This window comes from uncultured Sphingomonas sp., from assembly GCF_964244235.1.
GTDB lineage: Bacteria > Pseudomonadota > Alphaproteobacteria > Sphingomonadales > Sphingomonadaceae > Sphingomonas.
In genome coordinates, this window is record NZ_CAXTII010000002.1 from 64,275 (window position 1) to 85,572 (window position 21,298).

Below are 21,298 nucleotides of genomic sequence, written 5' to 3' on the forward strand. Positions count from 1 at the left end.
GCTGCTAAGCGATTACTGGAGCAGCTTCAGGACACTCTGCTGGCTCTGGTTCGCCTGGGCCAGCATCGCCGTCGATGCCTGGGTCAGGATCTGCGCCTTCGCCAGCGCGGTCGATTCGGCCGAGAAGTCGGTGTCGGTGATCCGGCTCGACGCGGCCGACAGGTTGGTCGAGTCCGACGTCAGGTTGTTCACCGCCGACTGCAGCTGGTTCTGGCTGGCACCGAGACCGGCGCGCACCGTCGATACCTGGGCCAGCGCGTTGTCGAACTTCGTCAGATAATCGGTCGTACCGGCCGTGCCCGTGTCGGCAGCCGTCACGTCGACCGCCAGCGCCGTCTTGATTGCATCGGTGCCGGTGTTGAGCTGCGCGAAGCCCATGCTGACCGAGTCGGACGCATTCGCGCCCGCCTGGATCGTGACCGCCGCCGCGCCCGCGCCGAACAGCGACTTGCCGTTGAACGTCGTGTTCGCCAGCTCGCTGGTGATCTGCGTTTTGATTGCGGTCATCTCCACGTTGATATTCGACAGGTCGCTTGCCGAATAGGTGCCGTTCTTCGACTGCACCGTCAGTTCGCGCATGCGCTGCAGGTTGTTGGTGACTTCGTCGAGTGCGCCTTCCGCGGTCTGCGCCATCGAGATGCCGTCGTTGGCGTTGCGGATGCCCTGGTTCATCCCGTTGATCTGCGCCTGCATCGAGGTCGAGATCGCGAGGCCGGCGGCGTCGTCCTTGGCCGAGTTGATGCGCTTGCCGGTCGACAGGCGCTCGATCGATGCCGAGAGCAGGTTGTTGGCGTTCATCGACGCGGTCGATGCGCGCAGCGCGTTGGTGTTGGTTGCGATAACAGTCATGGTTGATCTCCATCTTCGGCGTTCCCCGCCGCCCCCCGAGAGCGGAAGGCCGAGCCGCCAAGAGTGAGAACGGCCGGCCGTCGGCAGGCTTAAGCCAAAAATCCGCGCCCTTTGCCGTGCCCCAGCACCGACCTAGCGCGCGCGAACGCGCCCCGTGCGTGCGTGCGAGTGCGCGCACTGAGAATATTCTGCCGGCCGGCAAAGCTTTAACGCGCCATTTACCACCAATGCCGCATTCGCCGTTCGTCCTAGGGGGTTTTCATGCGCTCGATCTTTCCGTCTGCTGCGGTCACCGCCCGCAAATATGCGCTGGTGTCGTCGCTCCGCGCGCAGGGGTTCGGTATCGGTACCGCCGACGCGGCGCCGGCGGCGGGCGACATCTTCCTGGTCGCGGAAGGCGAGGCGATCGCCGCGCCGGCGCGCACCGTCGTGATCGCGGAGGATCACCGCACCGTCCTGCCGTCGCGCGACGGCAGCCCCGCGCGGATCGCATTCGGCCCCGCCGACGCAGCGATCGGCAACGGTTTCGCCCGCGCGCTGCTCGCCGGGCCCGGGACGCCGACCGCCGCCGACCCCGAAAGCCTGGCGCTGTTCGCGCTGGCCGAACGCGTCGCGCAAGCCGAGATCACCGTGCTGATCAACGGTCCGACCGGCACCGGCAAGGAGGTGCTGGCGCGCGCGATCCACAATAATTCCCCGCGCAAGGACGGCCCGTTCGTCGCGATCAATTGCGCGGCGCTGCCCGAATCGATGCTCGAGGCGCTGCTGTTCGGCCACCAGAAGGGCGCGTTCACCGGCGCGTCGTCGGGCGGCGAGGGTTTCTTCCGCGCCGCGAACGGCGGCACTTTGCTGCTGGACGAGATCGCGGAGATGCCGATCCAGCTCCAGGCCAAGCTGCTGCGCGCGCTCCAGGAACGCGAGGTCGTGCCGATCGGCGCATCGGTGCCGCAATCGATCGACGTCCGCGTCATCGCATGTGCGAACCGTGACTTGCAGGGCGAAGTCGCCGCGGGCCGGTTCCGTGCCGATCTCTATTACCGGCTGTCCGTGTTCCCGCTGATGACCAAACCCCTGTCGCAGCGTCGCCAGGACATTCCCGCGCTCGCCGCCACGATGATCCTGCGCCATGCCGGCAACCGCCAGGTCGTCCCCTGGCCCGACGCCGAAGCGGTCGAGATGCTGGTCGGCCATGACTGGCCGGGCAATGTCCGCGAACTGGAAAACGTCATCCAGCGCGCGCTGCTGTTCGCGGCGGGCGATACCATCCATGCGAGCCATATCGTGTTCGACCGCCCGGCGGCGCCGGTGTTCGAGCGCGCGGACGATCAGTTGGCGACGCTCGGCAATATCGTGCAGTCGAGCGAATTCGCCGCGATTCGCGACACGCTTCGTGCATGCGGCGGCAGCCGGATCGAGACCGCGCGGCGGCTGGGCATTTCCGAACGCACGCTTCGCTACCGCCTGGCCGAGGCGCGCGAGCAGGGTGAGGATATCGGCGCGGCCACCGGCTGGGCGGCGACCGCATGACGATCGGCGGCATAGGGGGCATCGGCGGCGGCGCGTCGATGGGGATCGACCGCATCATGCAGCTCCGCCAGCAGATCCTCGACAAGAACGACGCGCTGTCCCGCGCCAATGCCGGTGCCGGTGCCGCGACCGGCTTCGCCGCCCCGGCGACGTCGGCGACCACACCCGCCAGCTTCGCCGCGACGATGGATCGGGCGCTGAAAAGCGTCAACGACGGCCAGAACCAGGCGTCGCAGCTGTCCGACAGCTACGAGCGCGGCGATACCGTCGACATCGCCAAGGTGATGCTCGCCCGCCAGCAGGCGTCGGTCGGTTTCGAAGCCACGCTGCAAGTCCGCAACAAATTGCTGTCCGCCTACAAGGACATCATGAGCATGCCGGTGTAACGACAGATGTCCAATGCCCTCACCCCCGTCAATCCGAGCCCCGAACGGTTCGCGAACCCGCTTCTCCAGATGAAGGGCGTGCTGGCGCAACCGGCGGTGCGCCGGTCGCTGCCGATGGCGCTGATGATCGGCCTGATCGCCGCCGCCGCGCTCGCGTGGATGACGCTGTCGACGCCGACCCAGAAGACGCTGTTCACCGGGCTTCCCGACAGCGACAAGGCCGCGGTGACCGCCGCGCTGACGCAAGGGGGGATCAGGAGCCATGTCGACGACGGCACCGGTGCGCTGACCGTAGGCGAGGAGGATTTCTCCAGGGCGCGGATGCTGCTCGCCGGCCAGGGCCTGCCCAAGGCCGCGCCCGGCGGCTATGCGATCCTCGACCAGTTGCCGATGGGCGTGTCCCGGGCGGTCGAGGGCGAACGCCTTCGCCAGGCGCGCGAGACCGAACTGGCGAAGTCGATCGAGGATATCGATGCGGTAGCGCAGGCGCGGGTCCATCTCGCGATGCCGGAAGCCAGCGTGTTCGTTCGCGACAATGCCAATCCTTCGGCGTCGGTCGTGCTGAAACTTCAGGGGGGCCGATCGCTCGGCGATTCGCAGGTGTCGTCGATCGTCAATCTCGTCGCCTCGTCGGTGCCGGGAATGAAGCCCGACGACGTGACGATCGTCGATCAGCTCGGCGCGCTGCTGACCAAATCGGGCGGTGCCGGGGACGGCGGCAACGGCCAGCGGATCGATTTCCAGCGCCGGGTCGAGGACAAATATCGCACCCAGCTGATCCAGCTGCTGACGCCGCTGCTCGGCGCGGGCAATTTCACCACCGAAGTGCAGGCGGACGTCAATCTCGACGAGACGCAGGCGACACGCGAAAGCTACGACAAGGCCGGCGTTCTCCGCGCCGAAACCGGCAATTGGGTCGGCAACCAGAAGGACGGTGCCGCGACCGCGCCCGGCGGCATTCCCGGCGCGCTGTCGAACACGCCGCCGCCCGCGAGCCAGCTGACGACGCCGCAGGCCGCGACCGGCAATCCCGGGACGCCGACGTCCGCCCCGACCGCCGGCGGCCCCGCCCCCGACGCGCAGAAACAGACCGACGCCTTCCAGCGCGCCTATGACCTGGGGAAGGAAGTGTCCGTTACCCGCGCCGCCCCCGGCAGCGTCAAGCGGCTGTCGGTCGCGGTCCTGCTGCGCGATCCCGAAAAGGGCAGGCGTACGACGATGGAGATCGGACAGATCACCGATCTGGTGAAGAGCGCGGTCGGCTTCGATGCGCAGCGCCAGGACCAGGTGACCGTCATCAGCAAGAAATTCGCCGATGCCGACGCCGGCGCCACGAGCAAGCCCGCCTGGTACGACAATGCCTGGCTGCCGATCATCGCGCGCGACGGGACCGCGATCCTCATCGCGCTGCTGGTCCTCATCCTCGGCGTCCGCCCGCTGTCGAAGGCGCTGATGAAGAAGCGCGAGGATACGCCGCGCATCGCGCTCGGCGCGCCGATGGGTTCGCCCGAGGGCAGCATCGCCAGCGGGCCGGTCAGCCTCGACCAGCTCGAGGGCAGCCGCGGCTATGACGAGCGGATCGGCGCGGTGCGCGGCTTCACGCGCGACAATCCGACGCGCGCCGCGCTGGCCGTCCGGGACATGATCAAGTCGTGAGCGCGCCCCATCTCTCTGGCATCCCCGCCCGCAGCTATACCGGCGTCGAGCGCGCCGCGGTGCTGATGATGCTCGTCGGTGAGGAGGAAGCCGCCGCCATCCTGCAGAAACTGGATCCCGAAGAGGTGCGTCAGCTCGGCAAGGCGATGTTCGCGGTGGCAGACGTCAGCGAACAGGAGGTCGAGAACGTCCTCGACGATTTCGTCGGCCATGCCCGCGAACGCACCGCCATCGGCTTCGACCCGCGCCCCAAGATCGAGGCGGTGATGAACCGCGCGCTCGGCCCCGAAAAGGCGGAAAGCGTGCTGGCGCGGATCACCCCGCCCGAGGCGGCGTGCGAGATCGAATTGCTCGACTGGCTCGACGCCAGCGAGATCGCGGCGATGATCGAGAAGGAACACCCGCAGATCGCCGCCGTGCTGATCGCGAACCTCGATCCCGTGGTCGGCAGCCAGGTGCTCGAACTGCTGCCCGATGCGGTGCAGCCCGACATCCTTCACCGCGTCGCCCGGCTTGGACCGATCACGCCCGAGGCGGTCGATACGCTGAAGACGATGCTCGCGAACCGCAGCGGTTCGTCGTCCGGTGCGGCCGGCGTCACGCTCGGCGGCACGCGCGAGGCCGCGCGGCTATTGTCCGGCGCGCGCAAGGCGACCGAGCAGCGCGTGATGCCGAAACTGTTCAAGATCGACCGCGACATCGCCAAGCAGATCGAGGAGGCGATGTTCGTCTTCGACAATCTGCTGGAGATGGACGACAAGAACCTGGGTACTTTGATCCGCAACATCGACGGCGATATCCTGACCCGCGCGCTGAAGGGTGTCGACCCCGCGATCCGCGAACGCTTCCTCGGCTGCATGTCCGCGCGCGCCGCGGACGGCATCCGCGACGAGATGGAAGCGCGCGGGCCGATGAAGCTGGCCGAGGTGCTGGAGGCGCAGAAAGCGATCATCCAGGTCGCACGCACGCTGGCCAAGGACGGCACGATCATGATGGGTGCCGGCGACGACGATTATGTCTGATGTCCCCCATGTCTGACTTCGTCGCCGGGTTCGCCGCACGCCATGACAACGCGGCGCAGTTGCTCGCACGTGCGTTCGCGCCGCCCGAGGGCTTCGCCGCGTTCGATCCGCGCGCGCGCGCCGCGTCCAGCGGACCGGTATCCTTCTCGCCGCAAGCCATGGGCGCGCCGGCACCGAAGCATTTCTGCCCCGCCGATCCCGGCAGCAACCCGACCGCCGGCTGGAATCCGCTCGATATCAAGAGCGATATCGATCCGATCGAGACCGCACGCACCGCCGGTTATGCCGCGGGGCTCGCGGCCGCGCGCACCGACGACAGCCGCGATGCCGACCTGATCGCCGGGCTGTCCGTGGCGCTCGGCACGGGCGATCATGTCGATCGCGAACGGATCGCCGAACAATTGCGTCGCACCGTGCTCATCCTGGTCGAGACACTGGTCGGCGAGGTCGGCATCTCATCCGAAAAGCTGGCCGCGCGGATCGAGGGCGCGGTCGACCTGCTCGCCGATGCCGCGGAGGCGGCGATGCTCCGGGTCCATCCCGACGACGTCGCCATGCTGGCCGGGCATTTGCCGAAAACGGTCTTCGCGGTGGGCGATGCGAGCGTCGCGCGCGGCGGGTTCGTTCTCGAAACCGCATCCACCATCGTCGAGGACGGCCCGGCGCACTGGCTCGACCAGCTGACGCGCGCGATCGACCGGGTCCCAATCCCCGGGACGCCATGCTGAACCGGTTCGCGACCGAATATCTGGAAACGCTTGGCCAGGCCCCGCTCGTCCCGGCACCGATGGTGTCGGGACGGCTCGCCTCGTTCGACGGATTGCTGATGGAGGCGGTCGGCCTGACCTTGCCCGTCGGCACGATCTGCCGCGTCGGCGCGGACGGCGCCGATGGAACCGGGGGCCAGGTCGAGGCGGAGGTCATCGGCTTCCGCAGCGGCCGTACGCTGCTGATGAACCTCGGCGGCCCCGCCGCGCTGTTGCCGCGCGCGCCGGTGCGTCCGATCGGCCCCCCCGGCGAAGCCGAAGTCGGTGCAGCCCTGCTCGGCCGCGTCGTCGACGGTGCTGGAAAACCGATCGACGGGCTCGGGCCGATCCGCGGTGCCGGCCGCTGGCCGATCGCCGGCAAGCTGCAATCCCCGCTCGACCGCGGGCGGGTCCTGAAGGCGATGGATGTCGGCGTGCGCGCGATCAACGGGCTGCTGACGATCGGCCAGGGCCAGCGCGTCGGGATCATGGCGGGATCCGGCGTCGGCAAATCGGTATTGCTCGGGATGATCGTCCGCGCCGCCCAGGCCGATGTCGTCGTCATCGGCCTGATCGGCGAGCGTAGCCGCGAAGTCGCGGATTTCCTGGAGACCAAGGTCGCGGGCGATGCGCGCGCGCGAAGCGTCGTCGTCGCGGTGCCGGCCAACCATTCGCCGGTACTCCGTATCCGCGGCGCACTGCGCGCCACCGCCATCGCCGAAGCCTTTCGCGCGGAGGGCAAGCAGGTCCTCCTCATCATGGATTCGCTCACTCGGGTCGCGCATGCGGGACGCGAGATCGGGCTGGCGCTCGGCGAACCGGCGTCGGCGCGCGGCTATCCGCCGTCCGCGATCGCGATGCTGCCCAATCTGATCGAGCGTGCGGGGGTCGACGTCCATTCGGCCGGGTCGATCACCGCGATCTACACCGTGCTGGCGGACGGCGACGACGGAAACGACCCGGTGGTCGATGCGGCACGGTCGATCCTCGACGGGCACATCGTCCTCGCGCGAGCGCTCGCGGAACGCGGCGTCTATCCGGCGATCGACATCGGCCCGTCGGTCAGCCGGGTGATGACCGACATCGCGGACGCCGCGCACGTCAAGGCGGCACGCGCGCTTCGCCGTCATCTGGCGACGTACGAGGAAAACCGCGATCTCGTCCTGATGGGCGCGTATCGCCACGGCGCGGACCCGGCGATCGACGCAGCGATCGCCTGCCATTCGACCGTGATGGATTATATCCGCCAGGATGCGGACGCGGTCGTGCCGCTTGGCGAAGCGATCGTCGAGCTGGTCGGCGTGTTCGGCGGCTGAGATGGCCGGTACCCGCGACAAGACGCTCGCCCGCCTCCACCGGGTCCGCACGATCCAGCTTCACCTGGCGCATGCGGACGAAGCGCGCGCGCGCGATCATGCGGCGAGCGAAGCGCAGCTTCACGCCCGGATCGCCGAACTGGCCGCCGCCGTCGCGCCGATCGCGGCGAGCGCGGTCGGCGTGTCGCTTGGCGCGGCGGCGCATTACCGCGACAAGCTCCATCAATCCGCGCTGACCGCCGCTGCGCGCATGCGCAACGCCGAGGATTTCCGCGCGCGCGCCGCCGAGGCGACCCGCACCGCACGCCGCGACCAGAACGCGATCGAAAAGCTGATCGTTCGCGCCGATGCGGTTACGGTCCGCGCGGAGATGCGCGCGCTGGAAGAGACACCGCCGGGCGCACCGGCAAGCGCGGGAAAACGGCACGATCCTTGCTGATCGGCCTGCGATGACCATCGCCTCGAGCCGCCGCGCATGATTCTCTCGATCACCGCCATTGCCGGCCCGACCGCGTCCCCTGCCGCGCGTACGACGGCATCGACGGGTATCTTCGCATCATCGCTGGCGCAGATCGCGGGGGCGCCCGTCGCCGGCGACGATACCGATCCGCCGCCGCCCGCTGGAGCGAAGACGAAGGACGATGCCGACGATCGGCAGGATGCCGCCGCGGACGGCAATGGCTTGCCGGTGGGATCACCCGTCGCGCCCGATCCGGGGCCTTTCGCGGCGACGCCGTCGCCGGTTACGGCCCCGGGGCCTGCACCTGTGTCGAGCGATACCGGGGCAACCGCGGTCGCACCCGATCGAGGCGTGCCGCCGCCGCTGGTGTCCGCGCCAATCGCGGCATTGCCCGCTGTCGCGAACGCACCCACGGCCGCATCGCAAACGCCCGGTTCCAGACCGATCGCCCCGGTGCCTGTAGCCGTGTCGCGCAAGGATGCGCCGGCGATGTTCGCCTCTTCCTCGTCGGGCCAGGCGATACCCGTCCCCCCGACCGATGACGGCGTGCCGGCGACGGCAACGGCCGCGGTAGCGCATCCACAGCCCGCCGCGCCGTCGCGAGCCAAAGCAGCGAACGCACCCGATCCGGCAACGATCACATCGCCGGTCGATCCGCCGATCGTAGCGGCGGCCGTGCCGCCGATACCCCCCACCATAGCGCCGGCGCCCGCAACGGCACTGGTCGGGGGGGTAGCGATGGCCGCCGTATCGCTGACGACGGTATCGCAGGTCATCACGCGACCGCGGGCCGGCGCGACGGCGAGCACACCGGATGCCGCAACGGGCGCGTCGCCGGTCGGTCCGTCGACCGTACCGCCCACCACGCCGCCGATATTCGCCGGTGTCGTACCCGCCTCCGTCGCGACACCGGTCGCCGTGATGAGGATCACGTCATCGGCCGCGGTATCGCCCACGCAGATCTTCACGCAACCGCGAGTCGGCGCGGCGGCGAGCACACCTGATGCCGCAACGATCGCCTCGCCGGTCGGTCCGTCGATCGTACCGGCCACGCCGCCGATATTCGCCGGCACCGCACCCGCACTCGTAGCGGTGCCCGTCACAGCGACGGCTATGCGCACTATATTGCCGTCGGAAGTATCCCCCCCGCCGATCGACGCGCAGCCGCGCGTCGAAACGGCGGATACGCCTGCGCCTGCGACGATTGCCGCGCCGGCCGGTCCGTCGACCGTGCCGACCAACGCGCCGCCAATATTGACGAGCATCGGACCCGCCCCCGCAGCGGCACCGGCCGCATTAGCGGCGATGCCCGTCGTATCGCCGACAATGATATCGTCCTCGCCGATCGTCGCGCAGCCGCGCGATGCTGCGGACGCGCTTGATCCTGCGACGATCGCCACGCCGGTCGATCCGTCGATCGTGCCGGCCACCACGTCGCCGATGGCCGCGGGCACGGTGCCCGCCCCCGTCGCGGCACCGGACACAGCCGCAATCGCCGCCGCCGCCGCACCGGCTCCGATCCAGCCGGTTTCTGTTCCGACCGTGCCGCCCGCCGCCGCGCCCGTCATTGCCTTTGCCGCACCAGCGTCTATCGCCGGGACTGCTATCGACGCGCCGCGGTTCGTGCCCGTCATAACCGCGCCGGTCGCAACCGCACCGGTCGCCGGTACGATCCAGATCGACACCCGCAGCGCGCCCGTCATCGCGCTGTCGCCGCCCACGCCGCCCCCCGCCGGTACCGTCGCCACGACGACGTCCGCGATCCAGGCGTTCGGTGCCGCGATGCGCGCCGGGCTGGCCAAGGATCCGCGGCTCGATCCCGCCACCGGCGCGACGGCCACGCCGTCGACGGCTGCCGCCGCACGTACGGAGCCGACGCTGGCGCTCGCGGCGGCCGGAGACGTGCAGCAGGCCCCGCTCGACCTGCGCCGCGGCCAGTGGCCGCAGGCGATGATCGACCGGATCGAGACGCTGCGCGACGCCGCGGACGCGACCAGCAGCAGGATCCGCGTCGTCCCGGATGCGCTCGGGCCGATCGAGATGTCGGTGCGCAAGGACGGCGACACGCTGCACGTCCGTTTCACCGCGGACCAGGCCGCGACTCGTGCGATCCTGACCGAAGCGCAGCCGCGGCTCGCGGCGATCGCCGAACAGCGCGGGCTTCGGCTCGGCGGCAGCACGGTCGATGGCGGCGGCAGCGGCGCGGGCCAGCAACAGCACCAGGCCGCTGCGCGTCAACCGACCGCGCCGCGACCCTCTTCCCCTTCCGTCACGACGATGATCGCCGACGACGACACCCGCATAGCATGAGGACGAACCCATGAACGACAAACCCGACGTCGAAGCCCCTGTCAAAAAGAAGGGCAAGCTCGGCAAAATGCTGGTGATGGGCGTCGCCCTGCTGGCCCTGATCGGCAGCGGGGTCGGGGCGGGGCTGTATGCGGCGAAGAGCGGCATGGTCGGCGTCGGTGGCGAAAAGGCCAAGCCCGTGATCGAGGGGCCGAAGCTCGTCCCCAAGAACGAACAGAAACGCAGCGCCGGCGAAGGCGGATCGGCACCCACCAAGGGCAACGCCCCGCCGTCGGGCGAGGGCGGCGACAAATATGCGTCCAATTATTTCGCGATGGAAAAGGATTTCACCGCGAACCTGCAGAACTCGCCGCATTTCGTTCAGGTCGGCGTAGCGGTGTCCACGCCGTACGACGACACCGTCATCCAGAACCTGAAGACCAACGACATCGCGGTGCGCTCCGCCATCCTGATGACGCTCGGCGATACGTCCGAGGAGGACGTCTACACCGCCAACGGCAAGCACCAGCTTCAGGTCCGGCTGGTCCACGCGATCAACGGCGTCCTGAAACAAAAGGAAGGATTCGGCGGGGTCAGTAACGTCTACTTTACCAATTTCGTTGTTCAGTGAGGCATGGTTAACGCCGCGACAACCAAGGATACGCCCGAACGCCGCGAACGCACCCGCGGGCGCGCGGCGCATGACGGCGTGCTCGGCGCGGTGAAGCTGAACCCGTTCGGCGATCTCCACACGCTCCAGCATCTGTCGGCCCGGCTCGCGCGGTCGATGCGCGGCGTGTTCGAACCCGTGGTGCGGCGCGAGGTGCGCTGCTGGGCTGAGCCGCTGTCGGTCGAACGTTTCGCCGATTACCGGCAGGAACGCAGCGACCTGCTGACCGCCTGGTTGCCGCTCGCGATGACGCCGACGGCAGGCTTCGGCCCGACGGGTCAGGCATTCTGCATGTTCGACGGGCGCTTCATACTGGGCCTGCTCGACCTGTTCTTCGGCGGCACCGGTGCGGTGGCACCGACGCTTCCGACCGAATTCTCGCCCGCGGCCGAGGCGCTGATCGCGCGGCTGGGCGCATCGATCGCGGTGCCGCTCGCCGCCAGCTGGGAACCGCTCGCACGGATCAATTTCACCCCCGGCCGGGTCGAGGCGAACGCCGCGATCCTGGCGGATATCGACGGCGACGACCCCGTCATCGTCACGCGGTTCGGCCTGGCGATCGGCGATGCGAAGCCGGTGTTCGTCGATCTGGTCTATCCGGTGGCCGCACTGAAGCCGCACGGTGCGTCGCTGACCGCAAAGGTGCTTGGCAAGACGTCCGCGCCCGATCCGCAGTGGCGCAGCGGGCTGACGCGCGCGGCGATGACGGTGCGCTTCCCGATCCGCTCCGTCCTCGCCGAACCCGTCGTCTCGCTGTCGATGCTGATGGCGCTGAAGGCCGGCGATGTCATCCCGATCGATATCGCCAACGAAGTGCCCGTCATGGTCGGCAAGGACCGGCTCGGCTGCGGCACCGTCGGCACGTCGAACGGGCGCGCCGCCATCCAGCTCACCTCCCTTTCCCGCATCGACGAAGGAATGCATTCATGAACGACATGACCGGCGGGTTTCCGATCGACGCTTCGCTCGCAGCCAATTTCCGGCTGCTGCAGGACGTCGATGTCAAGCTGACCGTTGAGATCGGATCGACCTCGCTGACGCTGCGCGAACTGCTCGCGCTCGGCGAATCGAGCGTGATCGAACTGGACCGGCAGGCCAACGAGCTGCTCGACGTGTTCGTCAACGGCACGCTGATCGGTCGCGGCGAGGTCGTGACCGTCGGCGAGCGTTTCGGCGTGCGCATGACCGAACTCGTCAGCCCCGAAAAGCGCGGCTGACGCGGTGCTCTGGTCGTATGTCCTGAAGCTCGTCGTCCTGCTGCCGCTCGTCTGCGGCCTGATGGTCGGTTGCCTCGTCCTGTGGCGCAAGTTCGAGACGCGGATGCCGGGCAAGCCGGCCAACCGCATGGTGACGGTGCGCGAGACGATGATGGTATCGACCGGCGTCAAGCTGGCGGTCATCGATTTCGAGGGCCGCCGGCTGCTCGTGTCGGTCGCGCGCAGCGGCGTCACGCTGATCGACAAGGCGGGCCTGTGACCGTCACCGTCACGCGCAAGGGCACCGGCCCCGCGCTGTTCCGCGCGACCGGTGCCAGCGCCCCGCGCAGCCGTCGTTGGTGGTGGATCGCACTCGCCCTCCTGCTCGCGCTGATCGTCGCCGTCCCCGCCTTCGCGCAAGCCGCGCCCGCGGCCCCCGCCGCACCCGGCGTCGGCGATGCGGTCGACCGCGCGCTCGGCCAGATCGGCGGCGGCGCGGCCGGCAGCACCGGGCAATCCGCCCCGCTGTCGATGTCGCTGCAGGTCCTCATCATCATGGGGCTGCTGACGATCCTGCCCGGCATCCTGCTGATGATGACCAGCTTCACGCGGATCATCATCGTGCTGTCGATGCTGCGCCAGGCGATGGGGCTGCAACAGACGCCGCCCAACCAGGTGCTGATCGGGCTCGCGCTGTTCCTGTCGCTGTTCGTGATGGCGCCGACGATTTCCCAGATCAACACGACCGCGATCCAGCCCTATGCCGCGGGCAAGCTCGCCGGCACGCAGATGATCACGACCGCGGGCGCGCCGCTGCACGCCTTCATGGCGAAGCAGACGCGCAAGGCCGACGTGACGCTGTTCGCGGGACTCGCCAAGTCTGGGCCCTATGCGTCGACCAACGACATCCCCTTTTCGGTCCTGCTGCCGGCGTTCATCACGTCGGAGCTGAAGACCGCGTTCCAGATCGGGTTCCTGATCTTCCTGCCCTTCATCGTCATCGATCTCGTGGTCGCGACGGTTCTGATGTCGCTCGGCATGATGATGATGTCGCCGACGATCATATCGATGCCGTTCAAGATCCTGCTGTTCGTGCTCGTCGATGGCTGGGCGCTGACGATGGGCAGCCTCGCCAATTCGTTCGCGAGCTGAGGCGCATGCATACCCCAACCTCCGTCATGCCGGACTTGATCCGGCATCCATGGTGCGGCGCGCGCACCGTTCGAGAATGTAGCGTCGCTCGCGCGGCGCGATGGACCCCGGCGCAATGCCGGGGTGACGACGGGGAATAAGACCTTGGACGCCGATTATTTCCTGACCATCGCCAACCAGACGATGTGGGTGCTGGCGCTCGCCTGCGCGCCGATCCTGATCCCGGCGCTGCTGGCCGGGCTGATCCTGGGCATGGTACAGGCCGCGACGTCGATCAACGAACAGACCTTGTCGTTCGTACCAAAGCTGGTGGTGGTCGCGGTTTCGATCGTGATCTTCGGCGGGTTGATCCTGGGGCTGCTCAGCGATTTCACGATCGGCATCTTCGAGCGCATTCCGGATCTGGTGAAGTAGCGATGGTCACGCGCGAACCAATCCCGTCACCCCTGCCTTGCGCCGGGGTCCATCGCTCGGCGAGCGTGCGGCTAGAGGTTCTCGGAATTGCGCTTGCTGCACGATGGACCCCGGCGCGAGGCCGGGGTGACGGGGTAGCGTGCCCAGGCGTACCCGCGCGGTGTTAGGCCTAGGCCTTTCCATCGAGCCGCAATTATGGGCACTCGTCTTCGTGATGGTCCGCGTCGGCGCCACCTTCATGACCGCGCCGGTGTTCGCTGCGGTGTCGCTGCCGCTGGTGGTGCGCGTGTCGCTGTCGGGGGCGATCGGGGTGCTGGTACTTGCCGCGCATCCGATCGTCCCGCCGCCGCAGATCTTCGCGGTCGCGACGGTGCTAGCGGTCGTCGCCGAGGCGCTGGTCGGGATCGCGCTCGGCTTCGTCCTGCAGGTCGCGTTCTCTGCGCCGCTGGTCGCGGCCGAGGTTATCGGCACGTCGATGGGGATCGGCTTCGCCTCGTCGATCGACCCGCAGAACGGCCGATCGACGCCTGCGCTCGGGACCTTCTTCACGGTCATGCTGACGCTGTTGTTCCTGTCGATGAACGGGCACCTCGTCCTCGTCGAGATGGTGGTGAAGAGCTATGACGCGCTGCCGCCCGGTGCGGCGTGGCTCGGTGTCGATCGGCTGAAGAACATCGCGTTCTTCGGCAGCTACGTGTTCCTTGCCGGGCTGCTCCTCGCGTTGCCGGTCGGTTTCCTGCTGCTGTGCCTCAATCTCGTCGTCGGGATGCTGAGCCGCGCCGCGCCCTCGCTCAACCTGTTCGCGGTCGGCCTGCCCGCCAGCCTGGCGGTCGGCGTCATTGCGCTCGCGCTCTCGTTCCCGGCGATGGGCGATTACATGGTCGTCATCATCCGCGAAGCGCTCGCCGCCACGCAGACGATGGTGCTCGGCTGATGGCGGACGAATTCGGCGAAAAGACCGAAGCGCCAACCGCCAAGCGCAGACGCGACGCGGTCAGGGACGGCAACGTCCTTCGATCCAAGGATTTCGGCACCGCACTCGTCGTCCTGGCCGGGGTCGTCTGGCTGTCGGTCTTCGGCCAGTCGCTCGTCGGCGCATGCAAGGCGGTGATGGCCGCAAGCCTGTCGTTCACGCATGCGGACATCGCCGATTTCTCGCCGTGGCGACCGCTCGGCGAGGCGGGATGGAAGCTTGCGCCGTCGCTCGCCGCCTTGTTCGCGATGACGCTGGCAGCGACGATCCTCGGCGGCGGCAGCCTGGGCGCGCTGCACTTCAACGGATCGCTGCTCGCGCCGAAGGCATCGCGGATCAATCCGGGGCCGGGCGTGAAGCGGATCTTCGGCACCAACGGCTGGATCGAACTTGGCAAGTCGCTCGCCAAGGTCGTGCTGCTCGGGACGATCGGCGGCTACATGCTCTGGCGCGCGTCGCACGTCACGATCGGGCTGTCCTCCGCCGATCTCGGCCCGGGGATCGGCGCGCTTGGCGGCACGTTCATCGGAGTCCTGATCGCGATGGCGGCGGGGCTGGCGGCGATCGCCGGGCTCGACGTGCCGATCCAGATCGTCCGCCTGCTGGCGAAACTGCGCATGTCGAAACAGGAGATCAAGGACGAGCACAAGGAAACCGAAGGCTCGCCCGAAGCCAAGCAGAACCAGCGCGCCAAGCAGCGCGCGATGGCGAACCGCAGCATCCGCAAGGCGGTGGCGGAGGCGCATGTCGTGCTGACCAATCCCACCCACTTTGCCGTGGCGCTGCGGTACGACCGGGGCCGCGACCAAGTCCCCGTCGTCGTCGCGCGCGGACGCGGCGCGACCGCGGCGGCGATCCGCGAACTGGCGGGCGAGAACCGGGTGCCGATGCTGGAATATCCGATGCTGGCGCGCGCGGTCTATTACACTAGCCGCGAGGGGCAGGAGGTCCGCGACGACCTGTACATGGCGCTGGCGACGGTGCTCGCCTTCGTGCTCGGGCTGAACGCGAAGAACGGCGGGACACCGCCGCCCGTAGACGTCCCCCCATCCGCGCGGTTCGACGAATACGGCGTCAAAACCGCCTAAACAATCGCCGTCGGCAGTCGTTTCTTGTGACAGGTGCCGGAGAATCAGCGATGACGACGACCACGAGCACGACGAGCACGGCGAGCACGACCTCCGCCGCTTCGATCGTCCAGACGCTCGGCGCTGGCTCGGGCATCGATATCGGTTCGCTCGTCACGTCGCTGGTCACCGCGCAATATGCCGCGAAGAACAGCCAGCTCGCCGACGAGCAGACGACGCTGACCGCGCAGATTTCCGGGGTCGCCGCGGTGAAGAGCGGCATCACCGGTTTCTCCACCGCGTTCAACCAATTGGCGACGGGCGGCACGCTGTCCACGCAGCCGGCAAGTTCGAACAGCGACGTTCTGACCGCGACCGGATTGTCGGGGTCGAGGCTTGCCGGGCTGTCGGCGACGCTGGTCGTCGACCAGCTCGCATCCGCGCAGGCGGCGACCACCAACGATGCGGTCGATCCCGCCGCGGCCTTCCGGTCCGGCACCTTCTCGCTCCAGTTCGGCAGCGAGACGACGGACGGCAGCGGCACGACGACCTTCACCGCCGGCAGCGCCGACCCGGTCTCGATCACGATCGACGGCAGCGACACGACGTTGTCGGGCATCGCGGCAAAGATCAACGCGGCGAACGCAGGCGTCACCGCCAGCGTGATCGCCGATGGCGATGGTCAGCGCCTGTCGATCAAGGGCGCGACCGGCGCGTCGCAGGCGTTCCAGCTGACCGGCACCGATACCGACCCGGGCGCGTCGGGCATCAGCCTGTCGATGCTGAACGTCGGACGTCAGGCGACGGGCACGACGATCGGCACCAGCGCGCAGGACGCGGTCGTGACGCTGGACGGTGCGACCTTCCACCGCGCCAGCAACACGATCGGCAACCTGATCGCGGGGGTCCAGCTGAAGCTGGTCAGCGCGTCGACGACGCCGGTGACGCTCGGCACCACATCGCCGAGCGCCGCCTTGAGCGAGGCGGTTAGCAACATCGTCGATACCTACAACCAGGTGCTAGCGACGCTGAAGACGCAGACCGATCCGGTGACCGGCGTGCTGAAGACCGACCCCACCGTCGCCGCGCTGCGGCGCAACCTGACGGTGCTGACCACCACCAGATTGTCGACCCCTGCGTCGGCGGGCGGTCCGAGCACGCTGGCGGAGCTTGGCGTCGGGACCAACAAGGACGGGACGCTGACGCTCGACCGGACCGCGCTCGCCAATGCGCTGAACAATTTTCCGACCGACGTCGAATCGATGTTCGCGGTCGGCACCGGCAGCGCCTCGACGAACAACGGCCTGTCCGCCGCGCTGGCCGCGATCGCCAAGCAGGCGACCGATCCGATCTATGGCCTTGACGTGGCGACCGCGAACTACACCAAACAGCAAGGCAATGTGACCGACGAACAAAGCACCGAAACGACCGCGGCGGCCGCGACCAAGACGCAGCTGACGCAGCAATATGCCGCGATGGATGCCAAGGTTGCGGCGTACAAGAATACCCAGACGTTCCTGACCGCGCAGATCGCCGCCTGGAACAAGCCGAACTCATGATGGCCTATGCGACCGTTCTCGCCCGCGATCCCGCGGCGACATACCGCCAGGTCGATGTCGCCGGCCGCACCGCGGGTGCCGATGCGCCTGCGCTCGTGCAATTGCTGTATGAGGAACTGATCGCGGCGCTGCGTGCTGCCGCCTGGGCGACCGACGCGCGCAATTTCGCCAAGAAGGGCGAACGCATCACCCGCGCGACCGCGATCCTGTTCGCGCTCGAGGCCGGGCTCGATCACGAGCGCGGCGGGGCGTTGTCGGGAACGCTCGCGAAATTCTACGCCGGCGCGCGGCGGACGATCGTCGACGCGTCGATCGGCCACGATTCGATGCCGTTCCGCGATGCTGCGGCGTCGATGGGCGAGATCGCTTCGGCCTGGACGACCGCACGCGCGGCGTGACCCGCTGCTACCGGAACCAGTGGTTGCGCATGAAATAGCCGAGCACCCCGACGGTGATCGCCAGGCAGAACCCCATGATCGCATCGAACGCCCAGGGGCTCTGCGCATAGGGCAGGTTCGCGACGTTCATGCCGTAGACGCCGGTGATGAAGGTCAGCGGCAGGAAGATCATCGCGACGATCGCGATGACCAGACTGCGCCGGTCGATCTGTTCGGCGCGCAGGTCGGTCAGCGCCTCGTGGATCAGCGACGCGCGTTCGCGGATCGATTCGACCTCCTCCGCCATGCGCGCGGCGCGGTCCGCGGCGGAGGCGAGGTGCTGCCGGTCGTCGGCGGCCAGCCATTCGCCCGGCAACCCCGCCAGGTTTTCCAAAGCGGTGCGTTGCGGGTTCAGGAAACGGCGATAGGCGATCGCCTCGACGCGGACGCGGGTGACGTGGCGGCGCAGTTCGAACACCTTGTTCGCGTCCAGGCTTTCCTCGCAATCGTCGAGCAGATCACCGAGGTCGGTGACTTGCGGATCGAGGTCCGACGTGATCGCGGTCGCGAACGCCGCGATCAGGTCGCCGGGATCGAGGATGTGGCCCGCCTCGACCTCCTTCTCGACTGCGTCGATCGCGTAGAGCGGCTTGCGCGTCACCGAATAGACGCGGCCCTTCACCGCCCAGATTCGCACCGAGGGGAGCAGGTCGGACGCATCGATCGCTTCGCGCGATCGCCCGCGCAGATTAACGAGAGCACCCTCGTCGAACGCTTCGCAGCGGGGGCGCGTCTCCATCGCGGTCAGCGCATCGACCACATAATTGCTCAGATGTGCCTCGTCGCACAGCCAGGCTTGCGCCTCCGCTTCGTTGCTCGTCAGATGGACCCATATCAGGTCGGCGGTGCCAGCCAGCGCGTCCTTGACCGCGACGCGCTCCGCCGTGTCGCCCGTGATCCGGTAACCGAACCCGTTCATCGCGCCATCTCCAGTTCCACGGTCAGCCCCTCCGCGGGATCCATCGGCGCGCCGTGGCGGATACGTACCGCATCGGCGCGCGCGCGATCGACGATCGCGACGGGGACGTCGGCCGCGTGGACGACCCGGTCCGCCTGCGCGAGCGCGCGCGCCTCGCCGAGCGTGACGTCGTCGGGATCGCCCGACCGTAGCCTGATCCGGTGGACCGAGCCGGTGACGGTCCCGCCACCGGCCAGCCACGCCGCCACGTCGGGTGCCGGTCCGAGCGGATCGAGCGCCCCGCCCGCCGACAGTGCGGCGCCGATCGCACGCCGCCGCGCCGCGCCGTCGGGATAGCGCGTCCGCACCGCGCCGCGCGCATCGGACAATGCGGTCGCCAGCGCGCCCAGCGCAGCCGGCAATATCTCCTCGAGCCGCTGGCGCAACGCGGCCGCGAGCCCGGCGGAGATCCCGCCCGTGCCGATGGCGACCAGCACCGGCGAGCGATCGATAATCGCGGGCACCGTGAAATCGCAGTGATCGGGCCGATCGACCGCATTGACCAGCACCCCGCGCGCCTTCAACCGCGCCACCGCGGCCAGCGCCGCGTACTCGTCGTCGATCGCGACGATCGCCAATGCGGCTATCGCATCCTCGCCGACGATCGCCGCACCCGCGCGCTCGAGCAGTCGCCGCTTCGCATCCGCCGCCTCGCCCTCGCCCAGCAGGATCACCGGACGGCCCGCCATACGCATGAACAGCGGCAGGCTGTGAAGGCTCACCGCAGCCAATCCGGCACGCGTTCGGCGGCGATCAGCGTCTCCGCGCTGACCCGGTCCGCGACTACCGCGAACCGGTCGCCATCGACCAGCACCTGGGGCACCAGCGCGCGGCTGTTGTAGGTGGACGCCATCGTCGCGCCATACGCGCCCGCGGTGCGGAACACCGCCAGATCGCCGCGCGCGACGTGATCGATGTCGCGACCCATCGCGAAGGTATCGCCGCTTTCGCATACCGGCCCGGCGATGTTCGCGGTCATCCGCGCGCCCGTCGGTCGGACCGCGGCGAAGTCATGCCACGCGTCGTACATCGCCGGCCGCGCGAGGTCGTTCATCGCCGCATCGACGATGACATAGGGGTTGACCGCACCGGGTTTGACCCAGACCACTTCGGTCAGCAACACCCCCGCGTTGCCCGCGATGACGCGGCCGGGTTCGAACATCAGTTCGACGTCCCAGTCCCGCGTCACCCGCGCCACCATCGCGCCATATTCGGCGGGACTCGGCGGGGCGTCGCCGGGCTTATAGGGTATGCCCAACCCGCCGCCCAGGTCGACACGGCTGATGAAATGGCCGAAACCGCGCAGATCCGCGACCAGCCGCCCGATCCGTTCATACGCCGCCTCCAGGGGCGCGAGGTCGAGCAACTGGCTGCCGATATGGATCGCGATTCCGCGCATGCTCAGCCCGTCGACCTCGGCGAGGCGCGCGTACATCTCGGTCGCATGATCGATCGGGACGCCGAACTTGTTCTCGCGGCGGCCTGTCGAGATCTTGGCATGCGTGCCGGCATCGACGTCCGGGTTCACGCGCAGCACCGCGGGCGCGGCCGCGCCGCGCTGGACCGCGAGCATACCGAGCACGTCGCCCTCCTCCTCCAGTTCCAGATTGAACTGGCCGATCCCGGCATCGAGCGCGCGCGCCAGTTCGCCCACGGTCTTGCCGACGCCGGAGAACACGATATCCTTGGGATCCATCCCCGCCGCGAGCGCCCGCGCCATCTCGCCCGCGGATACGACATCCGCGCCGTAGCACTCGTTCGCCAGGACGCGCAGCACCGCCAGATTGGGGTTTGCCTTGACCGCATAGGCCAGATGCACCCGCGGCACCGCGGACAGACCGTCGCGGAACACCTGCGCATGCCGGCGGAAGGTGGCGGTCGAATAGACATAGGCCGGCGTGCCGACCGCCGCCGCGATTTCAGGCAGCGGCACATGCTCGCAGTGCAGGACGCCGTCCTTATAGCCGAAATGGTCCATCGTTATTGCGGCGGCAGGTCGAATTCATCGCTGCGGCGCGCCTGCGAATTGGTCAGCAATTCGTCGCTGCGCTGCGGACGCTCCTGACTCGTCGGGGTCAGCAATTGCAGCGACGTCGGCCGGGTCGATGCGCCATAGGGCGCGACGGGCAGGCTCTTGCCCGCCGCCGGCTTCAGCTGCGACGCCGACCCGCATCCGGCAAGCGTCGCGGCGGCGATCAGCAGGGGCAAGGTGCGCATCGTCATTCTCCCCGCGCGGCGGCAATCGCGGCGCGTACGTTGACCGGCGCGGTGCCCCCGAAGCTCGTCCGGCTGGCGACCGACGCATCGACCGACAACACGCCGTACACGCGTTCGTCGATCCGGTCATCGATCGCCTTCAGGTCCGCGATCGACAGCGCGTCGAGCGCGACCCCGAGCGCCTCCGCGCGTGCCACCGCGCGGCCGGTGACGTGATGCGCCTCGCGGAACGGCAGCCCGCCCTCGCGCACCAGCCAATCGGCGAGATCGGTCGCCGTCGCGAAGCCGGCTTCCGCGACGCCACGCATCCGCTCGGTCCGGAACGTCGCGCTTTCGACCATCCCGGTCATCGCCGCGATCGACAGCGCGAGCAGATCGTGCGCCTCGAACACCGGCGGCTTGTC

General features: G+C 68.6%; 23 protein-coding genes and 1 pseudogene. 18 read left to right on the forward strand and 6 right to left on the reverse strand.

All coding sequences use genetic code 11. The annotated features are described in order from the left end of the window. Positions 1 to 12: 12 nt before the first annotated feature. Positions 13 to 849 carry a flagellin gene (locus tag ACFE7D_RS00850; protein ID WP_375393537.1) on the reverse strand — a complete coding sequence of 279 codons (837 nt, stop codon included), beginning with the start codon at positions 847 to 849 and terminating at the stop codon, positions 13 to 15. Positions 850 to 1,110: 261 nt separating this feature from the next. Here ACFE7D_RS00850 and ACFE7D_RS00855 point away from each other — a divergent pair, with 261 nt between their 5' ends. The 18 genes from ACFE7D_RS00855 to ACFE7D_RS00940 all read left to right on the forward strand — a co-directional run bounded on the left by ACFE7D_RS00855 (position 1,111) and on the right by ACFE7D_RS00940 (position 17,680). After that, positions 1,111 to 2,376 carry a sigma-54 interaction domain-containing protein gene (locus tag ACFE7D_RS00855; RefSeq protein ID WP_375393538.1) on the forward strand — a complete coding sequence of 422 codons (1,266 nt, stop codon included), beginning with the start codon at positions 1,111 to 1,113 and terminating at the stop codon, positions 2,374 to 2,376. After that, positions 2,373 to 2,762: a flagellar hook-basal body complex protein FliE gene (gene fliE / locus ACFE7D_RS00860; protein WP_375393539.1), complete on the forward strand. Its 390-nt coding sequence runs from the start codon at positions 2,373 to 2,375 to the stop codon at positions 2,760 to 2,762. The genes ACFE7D_RS00855 and fliE overlap by 4 nt, the downstream gene beginning before the upstream one ends. Positions 2,763 to 2,768: 6 nt before the next feature. Beyond that, the gene (fliF, locus tag ACFE7D_RS00865) at positions 2,769 to 4,418 is read left to right on the forward strand and encodes a flagellar basal-body MS-ring/collar protein FliF (protein ID WP_375393540.1); all 1,650 of its coding nucleotides are present in this window, start codon (positions 2,769 to 2,771) and stop codon (positions 4,416 to 4,418) included. After that, the gene (fliG, locus tag ACFE7D_RS00870; protein WP_375393541.1) at positions 4,415 to 5,440 is read left to right on the forward strand and encodes a flagellar motor switch protein FliG; all 1,026 of its coding nucleotides are present in this window, start codon (positions 4,415 to 4,417) and stop codon (positions 5,438 to 5,440) included. Before fliF ends, fliG begins: the two co-directional genes overlap by 4 nt. Further along, positions 5,440 to 6,168, forward strand: coding sequence for a FliH/SctL family protein (locus tag ACFE7D_RS00875; RefSeq protein WP_375393542.1), 729 nt, complete (start codon positions 5,440 to 5,442; stop codon positions 6,166 to 6,168). The genes fliG and ACFE7D_RS00875 overlap by 1 nt, the downstream gene beginning before the upstream one ends. Then, the gene (locus tag ACFE7D_RS00880) at positions 6,162 to 7,502 is read left to right on the forward strand and encodes a FliI/YscN family ATPase (RefSeq protein WP_375393543.1); all 1,341 of its coding nucleotides are present in this window, start codon (positions 6,162 to 6,164) and stop codon (positions 7,500 to 7,502) included. Before ACFE7D_RS00875 ends, ACFE7D_RS00880 begins: the two co-directional genes overlap by 7 nt. Position 7,503: 1 nt before the next feature. Continuing rightward, a complete protein-coding gene (locus ACFE7D_RS00885) occupies positions 7,504 to 7,941 on the forward strand; it encodes a hypothetical protein (RefSeq protein WP_375393544.1) in 438 nt (145 codons plus the stop codon). Positions 7,942 to 7,977: 36 nt separating this feature from the next. Continuing rightward, positions 7,978 to 10,272, forward strand: coding sequence for a flagellar hook-length control protein FliK (locus ACFE7D_RS00890; RefSeq protein WP_375393545.1), 2,295 nt, complete (start codon positions 7,978 to 7,980; stop codon positions 10,270 to 10,272). Between the two features lie 10 nt (positions 10,273 to 10,282). Then, complete coding sequence (locus ACFE7D_RS00895; protein ID WP_375393546.1) at positions 10,283 to 10,882, forward strand: flagellar basal body-associated FliL family protein; 600 nt, start codon at positions 10,283 to 10,285, stop codon at positions 10,880 to 10,882. Positions 10,883 to 10,885: 3 nt separating this feature from the next. Then, positions 10,886 to 11,851 (forward strand): flagellar motor switch protein FliM, encoded by a 966-nt coding sequence (locus ACFE7D_RS00900; protein WP_375393547.1) that lies wholly within the window; start codon positions 10,886 to 10,888, stop codon positions 11,849 to 11,851. Then, the gene (gene fliN / locus ACFE7D_RS00905; protein ID WP_375393548.1) at positions 11,848 to 12,138 is read left to right on the forward strand and encodes a flagellar motor switch protein FliN; all 291 of its coding nucleotides are present in this window, start codon (positions 11,848 to 11,850) and stop codon (positions 12,136 to 12,138) included. The genes ACFE7D_RS00900 and fliN overlap by 4 nt, the downstream gene beginning before the upstream one ends. Before the next feature lie 4 nt (positions 12,139 to 12,142). Beyond that, positions 12,143 to 12,397 carry a flagellar biosynthetic protein FliO gene (locus tag ACFE7D_RS00910; protein ID WP_375393549.1) on the forward strand — a complete coding sequence of 85 codons (255 nt, stop codon included), beginning with the start codon at positions 12,143 to 12,145 and terminating at the stop codon, positions 12,395 to 12,397. Next, positions 12,394 to 13,269, forward strand: a complete 876-nt coding sequence (gene fliP / locus ACFE7D_RS00915) for a flagellar type III secretion system pore protein FliP (protein WP_375393550.1) — start codon at positions 12,394 to 12,396, stop codon at positions 13,267 to 13,269. The genes ACFE7D_RS00910 and fliP overlap by 4 nt, the downstream gene beginning before the upstream one ends. Positions 13,270 to 13,413: 144 nt before the next feature. After that, entirely contained in the window at positions 13,414 to 13,683 is a 270-nt protein-coding gene (gene fliQ / locus ACFE7D_RS00920; protein ID WP_174286035.1) for a flagellar biosynthesis protein FliQ, read from the forward strand. Between the two features lie 160 nt (positions 13,684 to 13,843). After that, positions 13,844 to 14,617 carry a flagellar biosynthetic protein FliR gene (fliR, locus tag ACFE7D_RS00925; RefSeq protein WP_375393560.1) on the forward strand — a complete coding sequence of 258 codons (774 nt, stop codon included), beginning with the start codon at positions 13,844 to 13,846 and terminating at the stop codon, positions 14,615 to 14,617. Beyond that, positions 14,617 to 15,744, forward strand: a complete 1,128-nt coding sequence (gene flhB, locus ACFE7D_RS00930) for a flagellar type III secretion system protein FlhB (RefSeq protein ID WP_375393551.1) — start codon at positions 14,617 to 14,619, stop codon at positions 15,742 to 15,744. The genes fliR and flhB overlap by 1 nt, the downstream gene beginning before the upstream one ends. Positions 15,745 to 15,794: 50 nt before the next feature. Next, complete coding sequence (gene fliD, locus ACFE7D_RS00935) at positions 15,795 to 17,282, forward strand: flagellar filament capping protein FliD (RefSeq protein ID WP_375393552.1); 1,488 nt, start codon at positions 15,795 to 15,797, stop codon at positions 17,280 to 17,282. Next, a complete protein-coding gene (locus ACFE7D_RS00940; protein ID WP_375393553.1) occupies positions 17,282 to 17,680 on the forward strand; it encodes a flagellar protein FliS in 399 nt (132 codons plus the stop codon). The genes fliD and ACFE7D_RS00940 overlap by 1 nt, the downstream gene beginning before the upstream one ends. A gap of 7 nt (positions 17,681 to 17,687) precedes the next feature. Here the strand turns inward: ACFE7D_RS00940 and ACFE7D_RS00945 are convergent, their stop codons facing one another. From ACFE7D_RS00945 to ACFE7D_RS00965, 5 genes and pseudogenes are all read right to left on the reverse strand, one after another. Then, positions 17,688 to 18,638, reverse strand: coding sequence for a zinc transporter ZntB (locus tag ACFE7D_RS00945; RefSeq protein WP_375393554.1), 951 nt, complete (start codon positions 18,636 to 18,638; stop codon positions 17,688 to 17,690). Continuing rightward, entirely contained in the window at positions 18,635 to 19,399 is a 765-nt protein-coding gene (locus tag ACFE7D_RS00950) for an NAD(P)-dependent oxidoreductase (RefSeq protein WP_375393555.1), read from the reverse strand. The genes ACFE7D_RS00945 and ACFE7D_RS00950 overlap by 4 nt, the downstream gene beginning before the upstream one ends. Further along, positions 19,396 to 20,655: a diaminopimelate decarboxylase gene (gene lysA / locus ACFE7D_RS00955; protein ID WP_375393556.1), complete on the reverse strand. Its 1,260-nt coding sequence runs from the start codon at positions 20,653 to 20,655 to the stop codon at positions 19,396 to 19,398. Before lysA ends, ACFE7D_RS00950 begins: the two co-directional genes overlap by 4 nt. Before the next feature lie 2 nt (positions 20,656 to 20,657). Beyond that, positions 20,658 to 20,900: a hypothetical protein gene (locus tag ACFE7D_RS00960; protein ID WP_375393557.1), complete on the reverse strand. Its 243-nt coding sequence runs from the start codon at positions 20,898 to 20,900 to the stop codon at positions 20,658 to 20,660. Further along, positions 20,897 to 21,298 (reverse strand): annotated as a pseudogene (locus tag ACFE7D_RS00965) (argininosuccinate lyase); the annotation flags it as partial. The pseudogene ACFE7D_RS00965 and the gene ACFE7D_RS00960, both read right to left, overlap by 4 nt.

Coding starts and splice junctions, on each gene's coding strand:
- ACFE7D_RS00875 (WP_375393542.1), top strand. CDS start 5,440: ATGTCCCCCATGTCTGACTTCGTCGCCGGGTTCGCCGCACGCCATGAC.
- ACFE7D_RS00895 (WP_375393546.1), top strand. CDS start 10,283: ATGAACGACAAACCCGACGTCGAAGCCCCTGTCAAAAAGAAGGGCAAG.
- lysA (WP_375393556.1), bottom strand. CDS start 20,655: ATGGACCATTTCGGCTATAAGGACGGCGTCCTGCACTGCGAGCATGTG.
- ACFE7D_RS00900 (WP_375393547.1), top strand. CDS start 10,886: ATGGTTAACGCCGCGACAACCAAGGATACGCCCGAACGCCGCGAACGC.
- fliF (WP_375393540.1), top strand. CDS start 2,769: ATGTCCAATGCCCTCACCCCCGTCAATCCGAGCCCCGAACGGTTCGCG.
- ACFE7D_RS00945 (WP_375393554.1), bottom strand. CDS start 18,638: ATGAACGGGTTCGGTTACCGGATCACGGGCGACACGGCGGAGCGCGTC.
- ACFE7D_RS00850 (WP_375393537.1), bottom strand. CDS start 849: ATGACTGTTATCGCAACCAACACCAACGCGCTGCGCGCATCGACCGCG.
- flhB (WP_375393551.1), top strand. CDS start 14,617: ATGGCGGACGAATTCGGCGAAAAGACCGAAGCGCCAACCGCCAAGCGC.
- fliD (WP_375393552.1), top strand. CDS start 15,795: ATGACGACGACCACGAGCACGACGAGCACGGCGAGCACGACCTCCGCC.
- ACFE7D_RS00940 (WP_375393553.1), top strand. CDS start 17,282: ATGGCCTATGCGACCGTTCTCGCCCGCGATCCCGCGGCGACATACCGC.
- ACFE7D_RS00885 (WP_375393544.1), top strand. CDS start 7,504: ATGGCCGGTACCCGCGACAAGACGCTCGCCCGCCTCCACCGGGTCCGC.
- fliE (WP_375393539.1), top strand. CDS start 2,373: ATGACGATCGGCGGCATAGGGGGCATCGGCGGCGGCGCGTCGATGGGG.
- ACFE7D_RS00960 (WP_375393557.1), bottom strand. CDS start 20,900: ATGACGATGCGCACCTTGCCCCTGCTGATCGCCGCCGCGACGCTTGCC.
- ACFE7D_RS00880 (WP_375393543.1), top strand. CDS start 6,162: ATGCTGAACCGGTTCGCGACCGAATATCTGGAAACGCTTGGCCAGGCC.
- ACFE7D_RS00855 (WP_375393538.1), top strand. CDS start 1,111: ATGCGCTCGATCTTTCCGTCTGCTGCGGTCACCGCCCGCAAATATGCG.
- fliN (WP_375393548.1), top strand. CDS start 11,848: ATGAACGACATGACCGGCGGGTTTCCGATCGACGCTTCGCTCGCAGCC.
- ACFE7D_RS00890 (WP_375393545.1), top strand. CDS start 7,978: ATGATTCTCTCGATCACCGCCATTGCCGGCCCGACCGCGTCCCCTGCC.